A 14,897-nucleotide genomic window follows, 5' to 3' on the forward strand; every position below is an offset into this window, starting at 1 on the left:
GCCGGTCCGCTCAGGAGTGGCCGTACGGCTCCGCCGGCTCGGCCCCCTCGACCGACCCGGGAGCACGGCTGACCGCGACGGCCTCCACCGCGCTGTCGTCGTACACGGTTGGCATCTCGTCGACGGCCGTCTCGGCCGCCTCGATGAGCGTCTCCGAGTGCGCGCCACAGCCGTGGTCGGCGCTCACCACCCGACCGTCGTCCGGGGCGTAGAAGTTGCCGCATGCCCCGAAGGCCTGCCGGAGCTGCCCGGCCAGCGGCAGATAGAAGCCGCAGGTGCCACACCGGGCCGCCGCGGGCGCGGCCGTGGAGATCGGCGCCGAGGGGCCGTGTTCGCCGTCGTACCAGCGCTGGGCGGCCTCGGCGCGCCCCTCGCGGGAAAGCACCCGGGCCCGGCCCAGGCCGAGCTCCCAGGCGGTCTCCTCGACCGCCGGATCGTCGGAGAGCAGGTAACCGGGCGCGAGCCGCTCGTCGTCCGGCGGAGTGGGCAGCAGGTCACCCGGACCCAGGTCGCCCGGCTTGAGCCGCTCCTGCCAGGGCAGCCAACCGGGGGCGAGCAGCGCGTCGGTGCCGGGCAGCAGGACGGTCTCGCAGATGGTCACGTTGCGGCTGCGGGGCACCCGGGTGACGGTGACCGCCCAACGCCAGCCGCGGTAACCGGCGAGCCGGCACTCGAAGTAGTGCGTGACGAGCCGTTCGCCCTCAGCGACCGCCTGGAGATGCTCGCCGACGTCGGAGGCGTCCACCTCGGTGATGCCGGCGCGGGCCACCTCGACGGCGGCGGCGCAGACCTGGTCGAGACGGGCGGCACGGGTGGAGGCGGGCCTGGTCACCAGACCATTGTTCCCCATGCGTACGCGACCGGCGACGGGGACTCCCCGAGACCTTCTGCTCAACTGGTGCGGCACACCCGGATCCGATGGGCGAGGATGGTGCACATGCCGCTGTCATCCCGCCCTGAGCGGTCCGTCCTCGGGCGGACCGTGGGCACCGGCATCCGCTTCGTCCGGCTGCTGCTGCGCGGTTCGATCGGCAGCAGCCGCTGGGTGACCCGGCGCGCCGGCCGGGCCCGGGCCCGGGGCGCGGGTGGCGAGGCCGGCATGGTGCGCCTCTTCGACCTGCACGCGCTCTCCTGCGCCGGGGACACCCTGATCGCCATCGGCCTGGCAGGGACGATCTTCTTCAACGTCCCGCTCGGCGAGGCGCGCAGCAAGGTGGCGCTCTACCTGCTGGTGACCATGGTGCCGTTCGCCATGCTCGCCCCGGTGGTGGGCCCGCTGCTCGACCACTTCCGCCACGGTCGCCGGTACGCGCTGGCCACCACCATGCTCGGCCGCGCCTTCCTGGCCTGGCTGATCAGCGACTACATCCACGGCTTCGGGCTCTATCCGGCGGCCTTCGGGGTGTTGGCGCTCTCCCGGGCGTACGGAGTCGCCCGCTCGGCCGCGGTGCCGAGGCTGCTGCCGGAGGGGCTCGGCCTGTCCCAGGTCGGCGCACGGGCCAGCGTCTACGGCACGGTGGCCGGTGGCCTGGTCGCCCCGATCGGACTGGCCGCCTTCTGGTTCGGGCCGCAGTGGCCGTTGCGGGTCGCGTCGGTGATCTTCCTGGTCGGCATGGTGATCTCGCTGCGGCTGCCGCCCAAGGCCGACTCGGAACCGCCGGAACGAGTGCCCCGCCCGCTGCGGGCGCTGTTCAGCCGTCGCCGTAACGGAGACCGACCGCTCGGTCGGGGGAGGCCGGCGGGCCGGCTGGTGATCGCCACCCTGATCGGAGCGGCCGCCCTGCGCGCGGTCTACGGGTTCCTGCTGCTCTTCCTCGCCTTCGCCATCAAGAAGGGCGACCTCACGACGGCCGCGTTCGGCCGCGAACTCACCGACGAGGCGGCCCTGGGCCTGGTCGGCGGGGCGCTGGTCGTGGGTACCTTCCTGGCCACCGCGATCGGCACCCGGCTACGGATCCACCGGCCGACCGCCATCCAGTCCAGCAGCATGATCATCGTGGCCGGTGTCGCGGTGCTCGCCGTGGTGAAGTTCTCGCTTCCCATGGTTGCCCTGTTCTGCCTGGTCGCCGCCCTGTTCAGCGGCATCGCCAAGCTCGCCGTGGACGCGTCGATCCAGGAGCGGATTCCGGAGCGGCTACGGGCCAGTTCCTTCGCGCACTCCGAGACGGTGCTGATGCTCGCGTTCGTCCTCGGCGGCGGGCTCGGGTTGGTTCCCTTCGACGGCCGGACCGGCATCGCGGTCGCCGGTGGAGTGGGCGTACTGGCCGCCATCCGGGGTCTGCTGGTCGCCGGCCGGCTCCGCGGCGAGCGTCTGGTCGGCCGTCCACTCGGCGACGACGAGTTGGCCGAGGCGGAGGAGGCGGCACCGGAGGCCGATGACCCACGTCCCACGTCACCCGCCCCGGCACCCAGCGAGACGGCGGGCTACGAACCAGGTCCCACCGCCACCGCCCCGCCCGGCTACCACCTCTACCGCCCCTCCCCGTCCGTCGCCGGGCCGGGCGGGAGCGACGAGGAGAGCCACCGGGAACCACGCGGACCGCTGTCGTGAGCGGTCTGCTGGTGGTCACCGCCGTACCCGCCGAGGCGGACGCGATCCGGGCGGGTCTCGCCGACCCGACGGTGACCGTGACCCCGGTCGGTGTGGGGCCGGCGGTCGCCGCCGCGGCCACCGCCCGCGCGCTGGCGCTCGCCGAGGTGGCCGGACAGCCGTACCGCGCGGTGATCAGCGCCGGGGTGGCCGGCGGCTTCGCCGGCCGGGTCCCGGTCGGCGGCACGGTGCTGGGCACCGCGAGCATCGCCGCCGACCTCGGGGCCGAGGCCCCGGAGGGTTTCATCCCGATCGACGCGCTGGGCATGCCGCCCGCCCTGCTGGGCGGCGGCAGCACCATCGTCGCCGACCCGGAACTGCTGGCCGCGCTCCGCGCCGCCCTGCCGGACGCCGTGATCGGGCCGGTCCTCACGGTCAACACGGTGACCGGCACCGCGGTGAGCACCGAACTGCTCTCCAAGCGCCACCCGGACGCCGTGGCCGAGGCGATGGAGGGGTACGGCGTGGCGGTGGCCGCCGCTCAGGCCGGCCTCCCCTTCGCCGAGCTGCGTGCGATCTCCAACCCGATCGGCCCCCGCGATCGCAATTCGTGGCGGATGCGGGAAGCGCTCGCCGCCCTGACCGAGGCCGCCCCGGCCCTGACCTGAGCGCGAACCCAGCCCTGACCTGAGCACGAAGGTGGAAGGGTCAGGCGCGGTTGAACCGCAGCGCCGCCGGCCGGCTCGCCTCGAGGCGGAACCCGCAAGCCAACAACAAGTCGATGCCGGGGCCGTCGGCGACCGCATGGGCGGTGACGATGCCTTGATCACGCATCCCGCCGACGAGTGCCTCGACCAGTCGCCGCCCGATGCCCAGACGGCGGTAGCTGAACGCCACGAGGATCCCGTCGAGCACCATCTCCCGCTCGGATTCGCGCCCGTGCCCGTACATCAGGTGCGGGTTCCGCTCGTGGGCCCGTAGCTCGCCGGCGAGTTCGCCATCCGGCAGCTCGGCGACGAACCGCCAGCCGGTGGGCGGCACGTCCGCGCCGGTCACCCGGCGTATCCGAACGGTCCGCCGCACCGTCTCGCGTCGGCGTCGGTTGTCGCGGTAGCGCCGGTTCCGCTCGTAGGTCGCCGGTGGGAGAGGCAGTGGATACCGCTCGGGTGGCAGCTTGTACCAGTCGGCCCACCAGGCTCCGGGCCAGTCACGTGGCTCACGGACCTCCCATACGTCCAGATGCGCCGGGTACCGCCGCCCCGCCTCGTCCCGCAGCTCGTCGTGCGGCACGGCAGACACCGGCAACACCTCGGCTGGCGCCGCAACTCCCGGCGCCGCCCCTGAGGCACCGGGTTTCTCCCCGGCGCGTACCCCGATCGCGAGGTCGCCGCCGGCGGCCCGCACCAGGCGCTCGACCGTGCGGAACCTCGGGTCTCTCGCCCGGCCGGACTCGATACGCGCCAAGGTCGCCTGCGGTACGCCCGACCGCTGGGCCAACTCCCGTTGGCTCAGATCCGCCCTGCGGCGCAGGGCCCGCAGCGCCCTACCCAGCTCGACCGTGTCCACCAGTTCACCCACGAACCGATGCTCATCAACGGCGCCCCCGTAATCAACACCCGCTCCACTCCTGTGGATAAAACTGTGGATAACCATGTGGACGGCTCGGGGAGCGGTGGACAGAAGCCGCACCGCGCCCGACGCACTGTGGCCACGCCAAGTCGAACATGCGTTCCGGCGACGCTTTAGAGGTGACTCGTCTATGTCATCGCTTCGCGCGACGGCCGACCTTCCGCCTGCTCGGGCGCTGCGACCGCGTCCCCCGACCACTCCGCGCCACGCCCACTCACTCCACCACGGGGCGCACCCGACCACTGTTCTCAGCCGATGCCTGCGCGGACCCGCTCAATGTGTGCAACGGTCACCGACCCGGCACCTGCTGTCCGCGTGCTCGGTGCCCGGTGCCCGTGCCTCGTGCGCTGTCCGCGTGCTCGGTGCCCTGTGCCCGTGCGCTGCCCGCGTTCGTGCTGCGCTGCCTGCATGCTCGCGCTGAGCTGTCCGCGAATCGCCTACGACATCAGCTCCAAAGGTTGCGCGCCACAGTTACGCTCGCCGGCTCAGCCTCCGATCCGCTCAACCGCGCGGCGGCGGCGCGTCACACCCCCAGGGGCCGGTTCAGACGGTCGTGCCGGCACGGGGCTACGGTGGGGTCGTGGCGCTCTCGTTGGCATTCTCGCCCTGCCCCAACGACACCTTCATCTTCCACGCCCTGGTGCACGGCCGCGTGGCCGGCGCTCCGCCGGTCGACGTGACCTACGCCGATGTGGACGTCACCAACACCGCGGCCGAGCGCGGGGCGTTCGACCTGGTGAAGGTGAGCTACGCGGCACTGCCGTGGCTGCTGGACAAATACCACCTGCTGCCCTGCGGTGGGGCGCTGGGCCGGGGCTGCGGCCCGCTGGTGCTCACCCGCGGTGACCGTACCGACCTCTCGGGCGCGACAGTGGCGGTCCCCGGCGACCGCACCACCGCGTACCTGCTCTTCCGGCTCTGGGCGGCCGACCGCCCGCCGGCGCGGATCGAGGTGGTTCCGTTCCACGAGATCATGCCCGGCGTGGCCGCCGGCCGGTACGACGCCGGCCTGGTCATCCACGAGGCCCGGTTCACCTACCACCGGCACGGCCTGACCGCCCTGGTCGACCTCGGCGAGTGGTGGGAGGCCGACACCGGCCTCCCCATCCCGCTCGGCGCGATCCTGGCCCGGCGTGGCGTGGTCGACCCGGAGGCCGCCGCCGGATGGATCCGCGAGTCCGTACGGCAGGCCTGGGCCGACCCGGCCGCCAGCCGCGAATATGTGCTCTCGCACGCCCAGGAGATGGAACTCGACGTGGTGGACCGGCACATCGGTCTCTACGTCAACGAGTTCTCCGCCGACCTGGGGGATGCGGGATTCGCCGCGGTGGACGCGCTGCTGGGCCGGGCCGCCGCCGCCGGGCTGGTGCCTCAGACCTCCAACTCGCGCGCCACCGCGTGGACCAGCTGAGCGATCTTCTGCGCGGTCTTCCGGTCGGGGAAGCGACCCCGGCGCAGGTCCGGCTGAACCTTCGCCTCAAGCACCTTGATCATGTCCTCGACGAGGCCGTGCAGCTCCTCCGCCGGCCGGCGGCGCAGCTCGGCCATCGACGGCGGCGCCTCCAGCAGCTTGACCCCCATCGCCTGCGCACCGCGTCGGCTGTCGACCACACTGAAGTCGATTCGCTGGCCACCCTTGAGGTCGGTGACACCCGCCGGTAGCGCGCCCTTCGGCAGGAACACGTCGCCACCCTCGTCACTGGTGACGAAACCGTATCCCTTGGCCGCGTCGTACCACTTCACTCGACCCGTAGGCACCTGAGATCCCCTGCTTCGTTTGAGACGTTTACTGCTCCAAGGCTAGCTGGATCATGCGCTCCAGTGCCCCTGGGAATCCGGTGAGATCATCGAGCACCACTTCCGCGCCCGCCGTCCGCAGCTCATCGGCCGAACAAGGGCCGGTCGCCACGCCGATCCCCGGCACGCCGGCCGTCTCCGCGGCGACCATGTCCGCCACATGATCACCGACGTAGTGGGTCGCGCCGTGCTCGCGCAGGGCGGTGGCCTTCTCCTCGGCGAAGAGGTCACCGGCCACCTCGTCCACCGCCAGTCCGAGGTGATCCAGGTGCAGCCGGGCCAGCCGGCCGAGCTTGGACGTGACCACGAGCACGCGCCCGCCCCGCGCCCGGACCACCTCGATCGCCTCGCGGGCGCCGGGCAGCGGGACGGTCGGGGTGATCGCGTACGCCGGGTAGAGCTCCCGGAAGATCGACACTGCCGGCTCGACCTGCTCCGGCGGGAACCACCGGGCGATCTCGGAGCGCAGCGGCGGCCCGAGGCGGGACACCGCCGCGTCCGCGTCGACCGGCACCCCGGTGCGCGCCGTGAGCGCCCGGTACGTGGCAGCGATGCCGGGGCGCGAGTCGACCAGGGTCATGTCGAGATCGAACCCGACCGTCAGTAGGGGCATGCGGAGAACGTACCGGCCGGGCCCACAGCGCTCCGGAGGCCGGTGCCCGGTGAGCCAGCCGGACGTCCGAGGGGCGGGAGCACCCTGGGCCGGGCTAGCGTGGAATGACGATGACCACCTCACTCGCCGACCACCTGCGGTCGCTTCCCGACGAGTCGCTGGCCGCCCTCCTGCAGCTGCGGCCGGACCTCGTCGTGCCCGTGCCGGCCGACGTCTCCGCGCTCGCCACCCGGGCGCAGTCCCGCGTGTCGGTGGCCCGGGCCCTGGACGGGCTGGACCAGTTCACCCTTCAGATCCTCGACGCCGCCCGGCTCACCCGGAACCCGGCCGACGGCACCACCTCCACGGAGGCCGTGCTCGCCATGGCGACGGCCGGGGCACGACCGCCCGCGCCGGCCACCGTCCGGGGCGCGGTCGACCGGCTGCGCGCGCTCTTCCTGCTGTACGGCACACCCGAAGCGCTCAGCGTGACGGCGAGCGTCGACGAGGTGTCGCCGTACCCCGCGGGGCTGGGCCGGCCGGCGGCGGAGCTGGACTCGCGCAGCGCCGCGCTCTGCGCGGACCCGGCGAAGCTGCGCCGGACGCTGCTGGCCGCACCGCCCTCGGCCCGGGCGATCCTGGACCGGCTCGCGGCCGGGCCGCCGGTGGGCAGCGTGCCCCCGGGCGCGTTGCAGGCGCCACCGCTCGGCGAGGAGGACCAACTGCCACCCGACCCCGTCAACGGTGGCGCGCCGACCGGGTCGCCCGTGCGCTGGCTGGTGGAGCACCGACTGCTCGTACCGGTCTCCGCCGGCACCGTGGAGCTTCCCCGCGAGGTCGGGCTGCTGCTGCGCCGCGACACCGGGCCGCTCGGACCGCTGCGGACCAGTCCGCCGGCGGTCGCCGCGGCGCCTCGCGAGCCGAAGGCCGTCGACTCCGCCGGGGCCGGGCAGACCCTGGAGGTCGTCCGCCACACCGAAGGGCTGATGGAGCAGCTCGCCGCCGAACCGGCCCCGGTGCTCCGCTCCGGCGGCATCGGCGTACGAGACCTGCGCCGCCTGGCCCGCACCGGCGGGCTGGACGAGCCGACGACGGCGCTGCTGATCGAGGTGGCGTACGCTGCCGGGCTCCTCGGCGAGCTGGAGCTGCCCGGAGTCACCACCAGCCGCTACGGCGCCGACCAGCAGGTGCTGCCGGCCGCCGGCTACGAGGTGTGGCGGGCCGCCTCCCTGGCCCAGCGCTGGGAACAGCTGGCCCGGGCCTGGCTGACGATGACCCGGCAGGTGGGGCTGGTCGGGCAGCGCGACGACCGGGACCGGCCGATCACGGCGCTCTCGGCCGAGGCGGAGCGGGCCGGTGCCCCGGCCGCCCGGCGGGCCGTGCTCGGGGTGCTCGCCGACCTGGAACCGGCCACCGTGCCCACCACCGACGAGGTCCTGGCGCTGCTCGACTGGCGCTCGCCGCGGCGCAGCCGGGGGCGGGAGAACGCGCACCGGGAGGTGCTCGCCGAGGCCGCTCAGCTCGGCGTGACCGGCCTGGGGGCGCTCACCTCGTACGGGCGGCTGCTGCTGGCCGACGTCACCCAAGCCGACGACGGCACCGACGACCCGCTCGGGCTGCACCTGGAAATCGACAGCGAGGAACCGTCGACGGCGGCGCGGGCGCTGGACGCGCTCCTACCCGCCCCGGTGGACCACTTCCTGATGCAGGCCGACCTGACCCTCGTGGTACCGGGCCCACCCGAGCCGACGCTCGCCGCCGAGCTGGACGCGGTGGCCGAGCCGGAGTCGGCGGGCGGCGCCAGCGTGCACCGGGTGACCACGGCCAGCGTGCGCCGGGCGTTGGACGCGGGCTACACCGCCGACGACCTGCACGGGCTCTTCCGGCGGAGGTCCCGCACACCGGTGCCGCAGTCGCTCACGTACCTGATCGACGACGTGGCCCGCCGGCACGGCGGGTTGCGGGCCGGGTCCGCCGGCGCGTACCTGCGCAGTGACGACGAGGCGTTGCTCAGCGAGGTCTGCGCCGATCGGCGGCTGGAGTCCCTGGCGTTGCGCCGGCTGGCGCCGACCGTGCTGGTGAGCCCGTACCAGGTGGGGCGGCTGCTGGGCGCGCTGCGCGACGCCGGGTACGCCCCGGTGCCCGAGGACGCCAGCGGCGCGGCGGTGCTGTCCCGGCCGAAGACACGGCGGGCGCCCGCCCGGGTGTCGGTGGCCACCCGGACGCTGGACCCGCTGGCCGCGCCGAGGCTGCCGATGCCGCGGCTGCTCGGGGTGGTGGAGCAGATCCGGCGCGGCGACGCGGCGGCGCGGGCGGCCCGACGGGCCCCGGCGGCGGTACGCGGCGGCGGCCGAGGTGCCGCCGGTCCGGCGCCGACCCAGGGCCACAGCGACGCTCTCGCGGTGCTCCAGCAGGCGGTCCGGGACAAGGCGCTGGTCTGGGTCGGCTACGTCGACGCGCACGGGGCGACCGCATCCCGGCTGGTCAAGCCGGTCTCCATCGGTGCCGGCTACCTGCGCGCGGAGGACGAGCGGACGGAGATGCTGCACACCTTCGCGCTGCACCGGATCACCGCGGCGGTACGCCCCGACTGAGCCGCCGGACCGGCGGTCGCCGGGCGGGTGGGCCCGACCGGCGGCTACGGAGCCGGTCAGCGGCGGCTGCGCCGTACCGTGCCGACGATCGAGACGACCAGCAGCAGCGCGAACCCGGTGCCGGCCGCCTCGCCCACCGAATTGACGAAGCCCTGCCGGAGCACGAGCCAGCCGTAGAGGAACCAGCCGAGGACGGCCAGCGCGGCGACCACGTACGCGACCACTGTCGCGGCGGACACCTCCTCGCCCTGGTCGTGCTCCCGGGCCACGTCATGATCGAGCGCCATCTGCGCCTCCCCGTCCGGTACGACCCCGGACGTTCAGCGTGGCACCGTTGTGGCGCGAGTGACAGGGCGAAACACCCCCGGACGCCGCCGTCCCATTCTCAGACGTTCGCGAGTGCCGGGGTGGTTGCACCCGGTACGCGTGCTCCTGCCCACCTCCGGCCGCGTGCAACACTGGATGGTCGGCCTGCGGCGGGTCAACGACCGCCCTGGGCAGCTCATCGGACGGAAGGACGCTGGCGTGAGCGGTGGACCCCTGATCGTGCAGTCGGACAAGACCCTGCTGCTGGAGATCGACCACCCCGACGCGCAGGCGTGCCGGATGGCCATCGCCCCGTTCGCGGAGCTGGAACGCTCCCCGGAGCACGTGCACACCTACCGGCTCACGCCGCTCGGCCTGTGGAACGCCCGGGCCGCCGGTCATGACGCCGAGGGTGTCGTCGACTCGCTGATCAAGTTCTCCCGCTATCCCGTGCCGCACGCGCTGCTGGTCGACGTGGCCGAGACCATGGACCGGTACGGCCGGCTCCAGCTCGTCAACGACCCGGTGCACGGCCTCGTCCTGCGGGCGCTGGACCGGCTGGTACTGGTCGAGGTCGCCAAGAGTAAGAAGCTCGCCGGCATGCTGGGCGCGAAGATCGACGACGACACGATCGCGGTGCACCCGTCCGAGCGGGGCCGGCTCAAGCAGGCGCTGCTGAAGCTGGGCTGGCCAGCCGAGGACCTCGCCGGGTACGTCGACGGCGAGGCCCACCCGATCGACCTGGCGGAGGCCGGCAAGGAAGGCCGGAAGCCGTGGACGCTGCGGTCGTACCAGCGGGAGGCCGCCGAGGCGTTCTGGGCCGGCGGCTCGGGTGTCGTGGTGCTTCCCTGCGGCGCGGGCAAGACGCTGGTCGGGGCGGCGGCGATGGCCGAGGCGAAGGCGACCACGCTGATCCTGGTCACCAACACGGTGGCGGGGCGGCAGTGGAAGCGGGAGCTGATCGCACGCACGTCGCTGACCGAGGAGGAGATCGGCGAGTACTCGGGCGAGCGCAAGGAGATCCGCCCGGTCACCATCGCCACGTACCAGGTGCTCACCTCACGGCGCGGCGGCGCGTTCACCCACCTGGACCTGTTCGGCGCCCGCGACTGGGGCCTGGTCATCTACGACGAGGTGCACCTGCTGCCCGCACCGATCTTCCGGTTCACCGCGGACCTGCAGGCCCGCCGCCGGCTGGGTCTCACCGCGACGCTGGTCCGGGAGGACGGCCGGGAAGGCGACGTGTTCAGCCTGATCGGCCCGAAGCGGTACGACGCGCCGTGGAAGGACATCGAGTCGCAGGGCTGGATCGCCCCGGCCGAGTGCACCGAGGTCCGGGTGACGCTGACCGATGCGGAGCGGATGGCGTACGCGACGGCGGAGGCCGAGGAGCGCTACCGGATGGCGGCGACCGCCCGGACCAAACTGCCGGTGGTGAAGGCGCTGGTGGACCGGCACCCGGACGACCAGGTGCTGGTCATCGGGGCGTACATCGACCAGCTGCACCAGCTCGGCGAATACCTCGACGCGCCGATCGTGCAGGGCTCCACCACGAACAAGGAGCGGGAGCGGCTGTTCGACGCGTTCCGCTCCGGTGAGCTGCGCACGCTGGTGATCTCGAAGGTTGGCAACTTCTCCATCGACCTGCCCGAGGCGGCCGTCGCGATCCAGGTGTCCGGCACGTTCGGGTCGCGGCAGGAGGAGGCCCAGCGGCTCGGCCGCGTGCTCCGCCCGAAGGCCGACGGCCGGCAGGCCCACTTCTACACGGTGGTCTCCCGGGACACGATCGACACCGAGTACGCGGCACACCGGCAGCGTTTCCTCGCCGAACAGGGGTACGCGTACACCATCGTGGACGCCGACGACGTCCTCGGCCCGAAGCTCCCGTCCGTCGACTGAGTGCTCGCCCGCCCCGAGAATGATCAAGAGGTTTGCGTCGCCGATCAGCACTCCGGCGACGCAAACCTCTTGATCAACGCGGTGCAGTTGGCGGGGTGGAGGTCAGCTCTTGCCGCCGCCGGCGCGGAAGGCCACCCAGGCGTCGCTCATCCGGTCGGCCTGTCCGGCGGTGAACATGTTCATGCAGGAGTCCTGCGTGTAGTCCATGAAGTTGTGGATCGGGTCCAGGCCGGGTGCGGTGCAGGTGTCCGCGCCCACCGGGCAGTCGAACTGCGGCGCCGCCTCCCGCGGGGTGTCCGCCACGAAGTCGCCGGACGCGGAACAGCCGTGCGCGAAGGTGTGCTCCAGCATCAGCCAGTGCCCGACCTCGTGCGTCAGCGTGTCACCGAGGGAGTACTTGCCCGCCGTGCCGCCCGGCATCGACTCGTCGAGCATCACCACGCCGTCGATGTAGTCGCGGCCGTTGTTGTAGCCCTTCGGGAAGTACGCCCAACCGAGGAGCCCGCCGCCGATGTTCGCCGCGTACACGTTGAGGGTGCGGGCGTCTCCGGTGTAGAGCGCCTTCTTCATGTCGCGCTCGTTCTTGCCCGGCACGACGGTGTACCAGTCGCTGTTCACCGTCCAGGTGGTGTCGACCAGCTCGAACCGGAACGGCGTGTCCGAGGCGTCCGGTGCGGTGCGGCCAGCGTAGGAGTCGTTCAGCACCTCCATCTGGTCGCCGATCATCGTGTTCCAGCGGGCCGTCTCCGCCGCGCTCAGCGGGTGGTCGGAGACCATGTGGAAGACCGTGGGGATGGTGACGCTGCCGTTGGGCAGGCGCGGCGAGTCCTTGATGACGCCGTAGGCGTTCGCCTCGTTCTTCGAGTACAGCTCCGGCTCCTGCGCGGTGGCGCCCTCGGCGACCCGGGCCACGCCGGGCGCGTCGGTGCCCGGCTCACACACCGCAGCGCCCGGGGAGACGGTCGCGGGTGCCGCCGCCACCGCGCCGTAGGCGCCACCGGACGCGAGGAACGTCGCGGCGGAGGCGGTGAGGACCGCCAGTCGGAAGATCGGTCTCCTGTTCATCGGTGCACCTTTCGGGGGATGGAAGCGGCGCGGCATCGACGCGGGGTTGGCACGACCAGGTCGACGGCGTCGTCTGCCCGGTATGAGACCACGTCAGGAGCGTCCACAAAAGCCCTGATCAAGGGGCTGACGCCGATGTAACGAAAGGCGGCCGGGGAACGCTTTCGAAGAGGCACCCGGGACGGGCGTGAGGAGCGCCCGTAGCGAAGATCGGCGTCGCCCACAACCCGGCGAAGGTCCGGTTTACCCAACGGAACGCAGTTGGCAACATCAATGCGACAGTTCACGCGCGACGATCCCTTCCAGCAGCGCCGACCAGACGTTCGGGTGATCCCACGCGCCCACCCTCCTGGCAGACGGGAGCCTTCATGGGCAACAGCACTGATGCCACTGCGACACCGACCACGACGGAAAGCGCACGGTCGGGTGTCAGTCGTCGGTTCCTGCTCGGCGGCGGTGCCGCGGCAGCTGGTGCGACGGTGGCCGGTTTCGTCACCGCACAACCGGCCACCGCCTCCCCCGGCTCCACTCCGGACCTGCTCACCCAACTGCCGTCGATCGGCCAGATCCCGCGCCGGTCGCGGATCGTGGACTACGAACTCGGTGAGCTGATCGTCCTGCTGCGGGCCCGGCAGGTGACCTCGGTCGAGCTGACCGAGGCCTACCTCGACCGCATCGAGCGGTTGAACGGCCCGTTCGAGGTCTACGGCGACAACGGCGGGTACAACGCGTTCGTCCGGATCGACCGGGAGGGCGCCCTCGCCCAGGCCGCGGCGGCGGACAGCCTGCTCCGCCACGGCCGGCGGTCACCCCTGCTCTGTGGCATTCCCTTCGGGATCAAGGACTCGATCGCGGTCAAGGGGCTGGAGGCGAAGAACGGCACCCACGCGTACGACGGGAACCTTTCTCGCCGCGACGCGACAATCGTGGCGCGGCTGCGCGCCCAGGGCGCGGTGATCATCGGCCACACCATCGCCTCGGCGTTCTCCGGCAGCATCGCCGGCACGTTCGCCGGCAACGCCTGGAACCCACGCTTCATCCCGGGCGGGTCGAGCCAGGGATCCGGGGTGGCCACCGTGGCTCGACTGGCTGCGGCCACGATCGGTGAGGAGACCGGAGGCTCCATCATCATGCCGGCGGCGGCGAACGGTGCGAGCGCCATCAAGCCCTCGCTGGGCCTCGTCTCCACCGCCGGAACGATGCCGCTCTCGCCGGGCTACGACGTGCTCGGGCCGATCACCCGTTCGATCCGGGACGCGTCGCTCGTGCTGGCCGCCGTCCTCGGACCGGACCCCGCGTCCGACCCGCTCACCCTCTCCGCCCCGCACCCCTTCCCCGCGCTGCCGGTGGCCGCGCGGCGCGGCAGCCGCCCCCTGGCTGGTACGACCATCGGCATCCCGCAGACCGACTGGATGACCAGAGGCGGCACGGGCGTCGCGCCGGCAGAGACGTACGACGGCGACTACCGGGCCGCCTTCGAACGGTTCAAGGCCGAGCTGCTCGCCCTGGGAGCCACGGTCAAGGAGTTTCCCGGCCTCGACGTCACCGTGGCGGCGAACGACCCCTACTTCCGCACCACCGAACGTCTCCCGCTGCCCGACGGCAGTGCGGTGTCGCCCGCCACGGCGCTGCTCAACCCGAACCGGTACGAGATCCGCTACTGGCAGGCGATCCGGGCGTTCGCCGAGTCGCACCCCGAGAACGCCGCCGCGTTGACCCGGCAGTTCGGCGACCTCGCCGAGGCCGCGGCCGCCGCCGGCGCGATCCCCACAGCGGTACGCGACGAGGGCGAACGTCGCCGCCGTACGCTGCAGGCCAACTACCAGCGGGCGCTCGACGAGGCCGGCGTCGACTTCATGCTCGTGCTGCCGATGGGCGCGCAGATCGGGCCCCGGTTCGGCGGCACCCAGCTCCGCAACTACCGCAGCTTCTACCAGCTCCCCAACGCGCTCACCTGGCCCATGGTGACCTTCCCGATCGGATACGACAGCACGGAAGGGCTGCCGATCAACGCCGCCTTCTGGGGACCCCGCTTCTCCGAGCCGGCGCTGGTCCAGGCTGCCCTGGACTACCAGGACCGGCATCCGCAGCACCATCGAGCGGCTCCGCCCGATCCCCTCTTCGCGCCGCAGCAGGCGCGGGGCCTGGCTCCGGCCGAGGAGACGGTGCCGCCCGAGCTGTCGAACGACCCGCTCGTCGCGGAGAGGGCGTGGGCATGACCGAGCCGTTCCTGACCGTGGAGTGGCAGCCGCTGCTCAGCGCGGGCCTCCCGCTGCGCGACCCGGGCGATGAACCCGAGCCGGCGCTGACCGTCGAGTGGGGGCCGAAGCTCGGCACGAGCTGGTACGCCTACGGCGAGCACCTCTCCAAGGAGACCGACGTCCGGTAACGAACCCTCGGCTGCTCGTCGGCTAGCGCTCGGTCGGCTCGGCGTCCTTGATGTCGGGGTGTCCAGCCGGACCGGACACCCCGACATACCTACAAG

At 72.7% G+C, this 14,897-nt stretch carries 13 protein-coding genes; 7 read left to right on the top strand and 6 right to left on the bottom strand.

Translation table 11 applies throughout. The annotated features are described in order from the left end of the window. Positions 1-10: 10 nt before the first annotated feature. The gene (locus tag BXA10_RS13960) at positions 11-850 is read right to left on the bottom strand and encodes a DUF3027 domain-containing protein (RefSeq protein ID WP_076470753.1); all 840 of its coding nucleotides are present in this window, start codon (positions 848-850) and stop codon (positions 11-13) included. An 87-nt stretch (positions 851-937) separates the two neighbouring features. Between BXA10_RS13960 and BXA10_RS13965 the strand changes: the two genes are divergently transcribed. Next, the gene (locus BXA10_RS13965; protein WP_076470754.1) at positions 938-2,551 is read left to right on the top strand and encodes an MFS transporter; all 1,614 of its coding nucleotides are present in this window, start codon (positions 938-940) and stop codon (positions 2,549-2,551) included. Further along, positions 2,548-3,198 carry a futalosine hydrolase gene (locus BXA10_RS13970; RefSeq protein WP_076470755.1) on the top strand — a complete coding sequence of 217 codons (651 nt, stop codon included), beginning with the start codon at positions 2,548-2,550 and terminating at the stop codon, positions 3,196-3,198. Before BXA10_RS13965 ends, BXA10_RS13970 begins: the two co-directional genes overlap by 4 nt. Before the next feature lie 40 nt (positions 3,199-3,238). On the opposite strand, the gene BXA10_RS13975 is transcribed toward BXA10_RS13970, so the two are convergent. Continuing rightward, positions 3,239-4,108 (bottom strand): GNAT family N-acetyltransferase, encoded by an 870-nt coding sequence (locus BXA10_RS13975; RefSeq protein ID WP_076470756.1) that lies wholly within the window; start codon positions 4,106-4,108, stop codon positions 3,239-3,241. A 631-nt stretch (positions 4,109-4,739) separates the two neighbouring features. Between BXA10_RS13975 and BXA10_RS13980 the strand changes: the two genes are divergently transcribed. Next, positions 4,740-5,570, top strand: coding sequence for a 1,4-dihydroxy-6-naphtoate synthase (locus tag BXA10_RS13980; RefSeq protein WP_076470850.1), 831 nt, complete (start codon positions 4,740-4,742; stop codon positions 5,568-5,570). Here BXA10_RS13980 and BXA10_RS13985 read toward each other — a convergent pair. After that, a complete protein-coding gene (locus BXA10_RS13985) occupies positions 5,531-5,917 on the bottom strand; it encodes a cold-shock protein (protein ID WP_076470757.1) in 387 nt (128 codons plus the stop codon). The two genes, BXA10_RS13980 and BXA10_RS13985, sit on opposite strands and share 40 nt — an antisense overlap. A 28-nt stretch (positions 5,918-5,945) precedes the next feature. Next, positions 5,946-6,569, bottom strand: a complete 624-nt coding sequence (locus BXA10_RS13990; RefSeq protein ID WP_076470758.1) for an HAD family hydrolase — start codon at positions 6,567-6,569, stop codon at positions 5,946-5,948. Between the two features lie 110 nt (positions 6,570-6,679). Between BXA10_RS13990 and BXA10_RS13995 the strand changes: the two genes are divergently transcribed. Beyond that, positions 6,680-9,142, top strand: a complete 2,463-nt coding sequence (locus BXA10_RS13995; RefSeq protein WP_076470759.1) for a helicase-associated domain-containing protein — start codon at positions 6,680-6,682, stop codon at positions 9,140-9,142. Between the two features lie 56 nt (positions 9,143-9,198). On the opposite strand, the gene BXA10_RS14000 is transcribed toward BXA10_RS13995, so the two are convergent. Continuing rightward, positions 9,199-9,429: a hypothetical protein gene (locus BXA10_RS14000; RefSeq protein ID WP_076470760.1), complete on the bottom strand. Its 231-nt coding sequence runs from the start codon at positions 9,427-9,429 to the stop codon at positions 9,199-9,201. A 238-nt stretch (positions 9,430-9,667) separates the two neighbouring features. Between BXA10_RS14000 and BXA10_RS14005 the strand changes: the two genes are divergently transcribed. Continuing rightward, entirely contained in the window at positions 9,668-11,347 is a 1,680-nt protein-coding gene (locus BXA10_RS14005) for a DNA repair helicase XPB (RefSeq protein ID WP_076470851.1), read from the top strand. 102 nt (positions 11,348-11,449) lie between these two features. On the opposite strand, the gene BXA10_RS14010 is transcribed toward BXA10_RS14005, so the two are convergent. Then, positions 11,450-12,412 carry a zinc metalloprotease gene (locus tag BXA10_RS14010; protein ID WP_076470761.1) on the bottom strand — a complete coding sequence of 321 codons (963 nt, stop codon included), beginning with the start codon at positions 12,410-12,412 and terminating at the stop codon, positions 11,450-11,452. Between the two features lie 368 nt (positions 12,413-12,780). On the opposite strand from BXA10_RS14010, the gene BXA10_RS14015 reads away from it, so the two are divergent. After that, complete coding sequence (locus tag BXA10_RS14015; protein WP_084752722.1) at positions 12,781-14,631, top strand: amidase; 1,851 nt, start codon at positions 12,781-12,783, stop codon at positions 14,629-14,631. Continuing rightward, positions 14,628-14,801: a hypothetical protein gene (locus BXA10_RS31505; protein WP_175649207.1), complete on the top strand. Its 174-nt coding sequence runs from the start codon at positions 14,628-14,630 to the stop codon at positions 14,799-14,801. The genes BXA10_RS14015 and BXA10_RS31505 overlap by 4 nt, the downstream gene beginning before the upstream one ends. Positions 14,802-14,897 lie beyond the last annotated feature (96 nt).

The sequence above is a fragment of the Micromonospora avicenniae genome, assembly GCF_900156065.1.
GTDB lineage: Bacteria > Actinomycetota > Actinomycetes > Mycobacteriales > Micromonosporaceae > Micromonospora > Micromonospora avicenniae.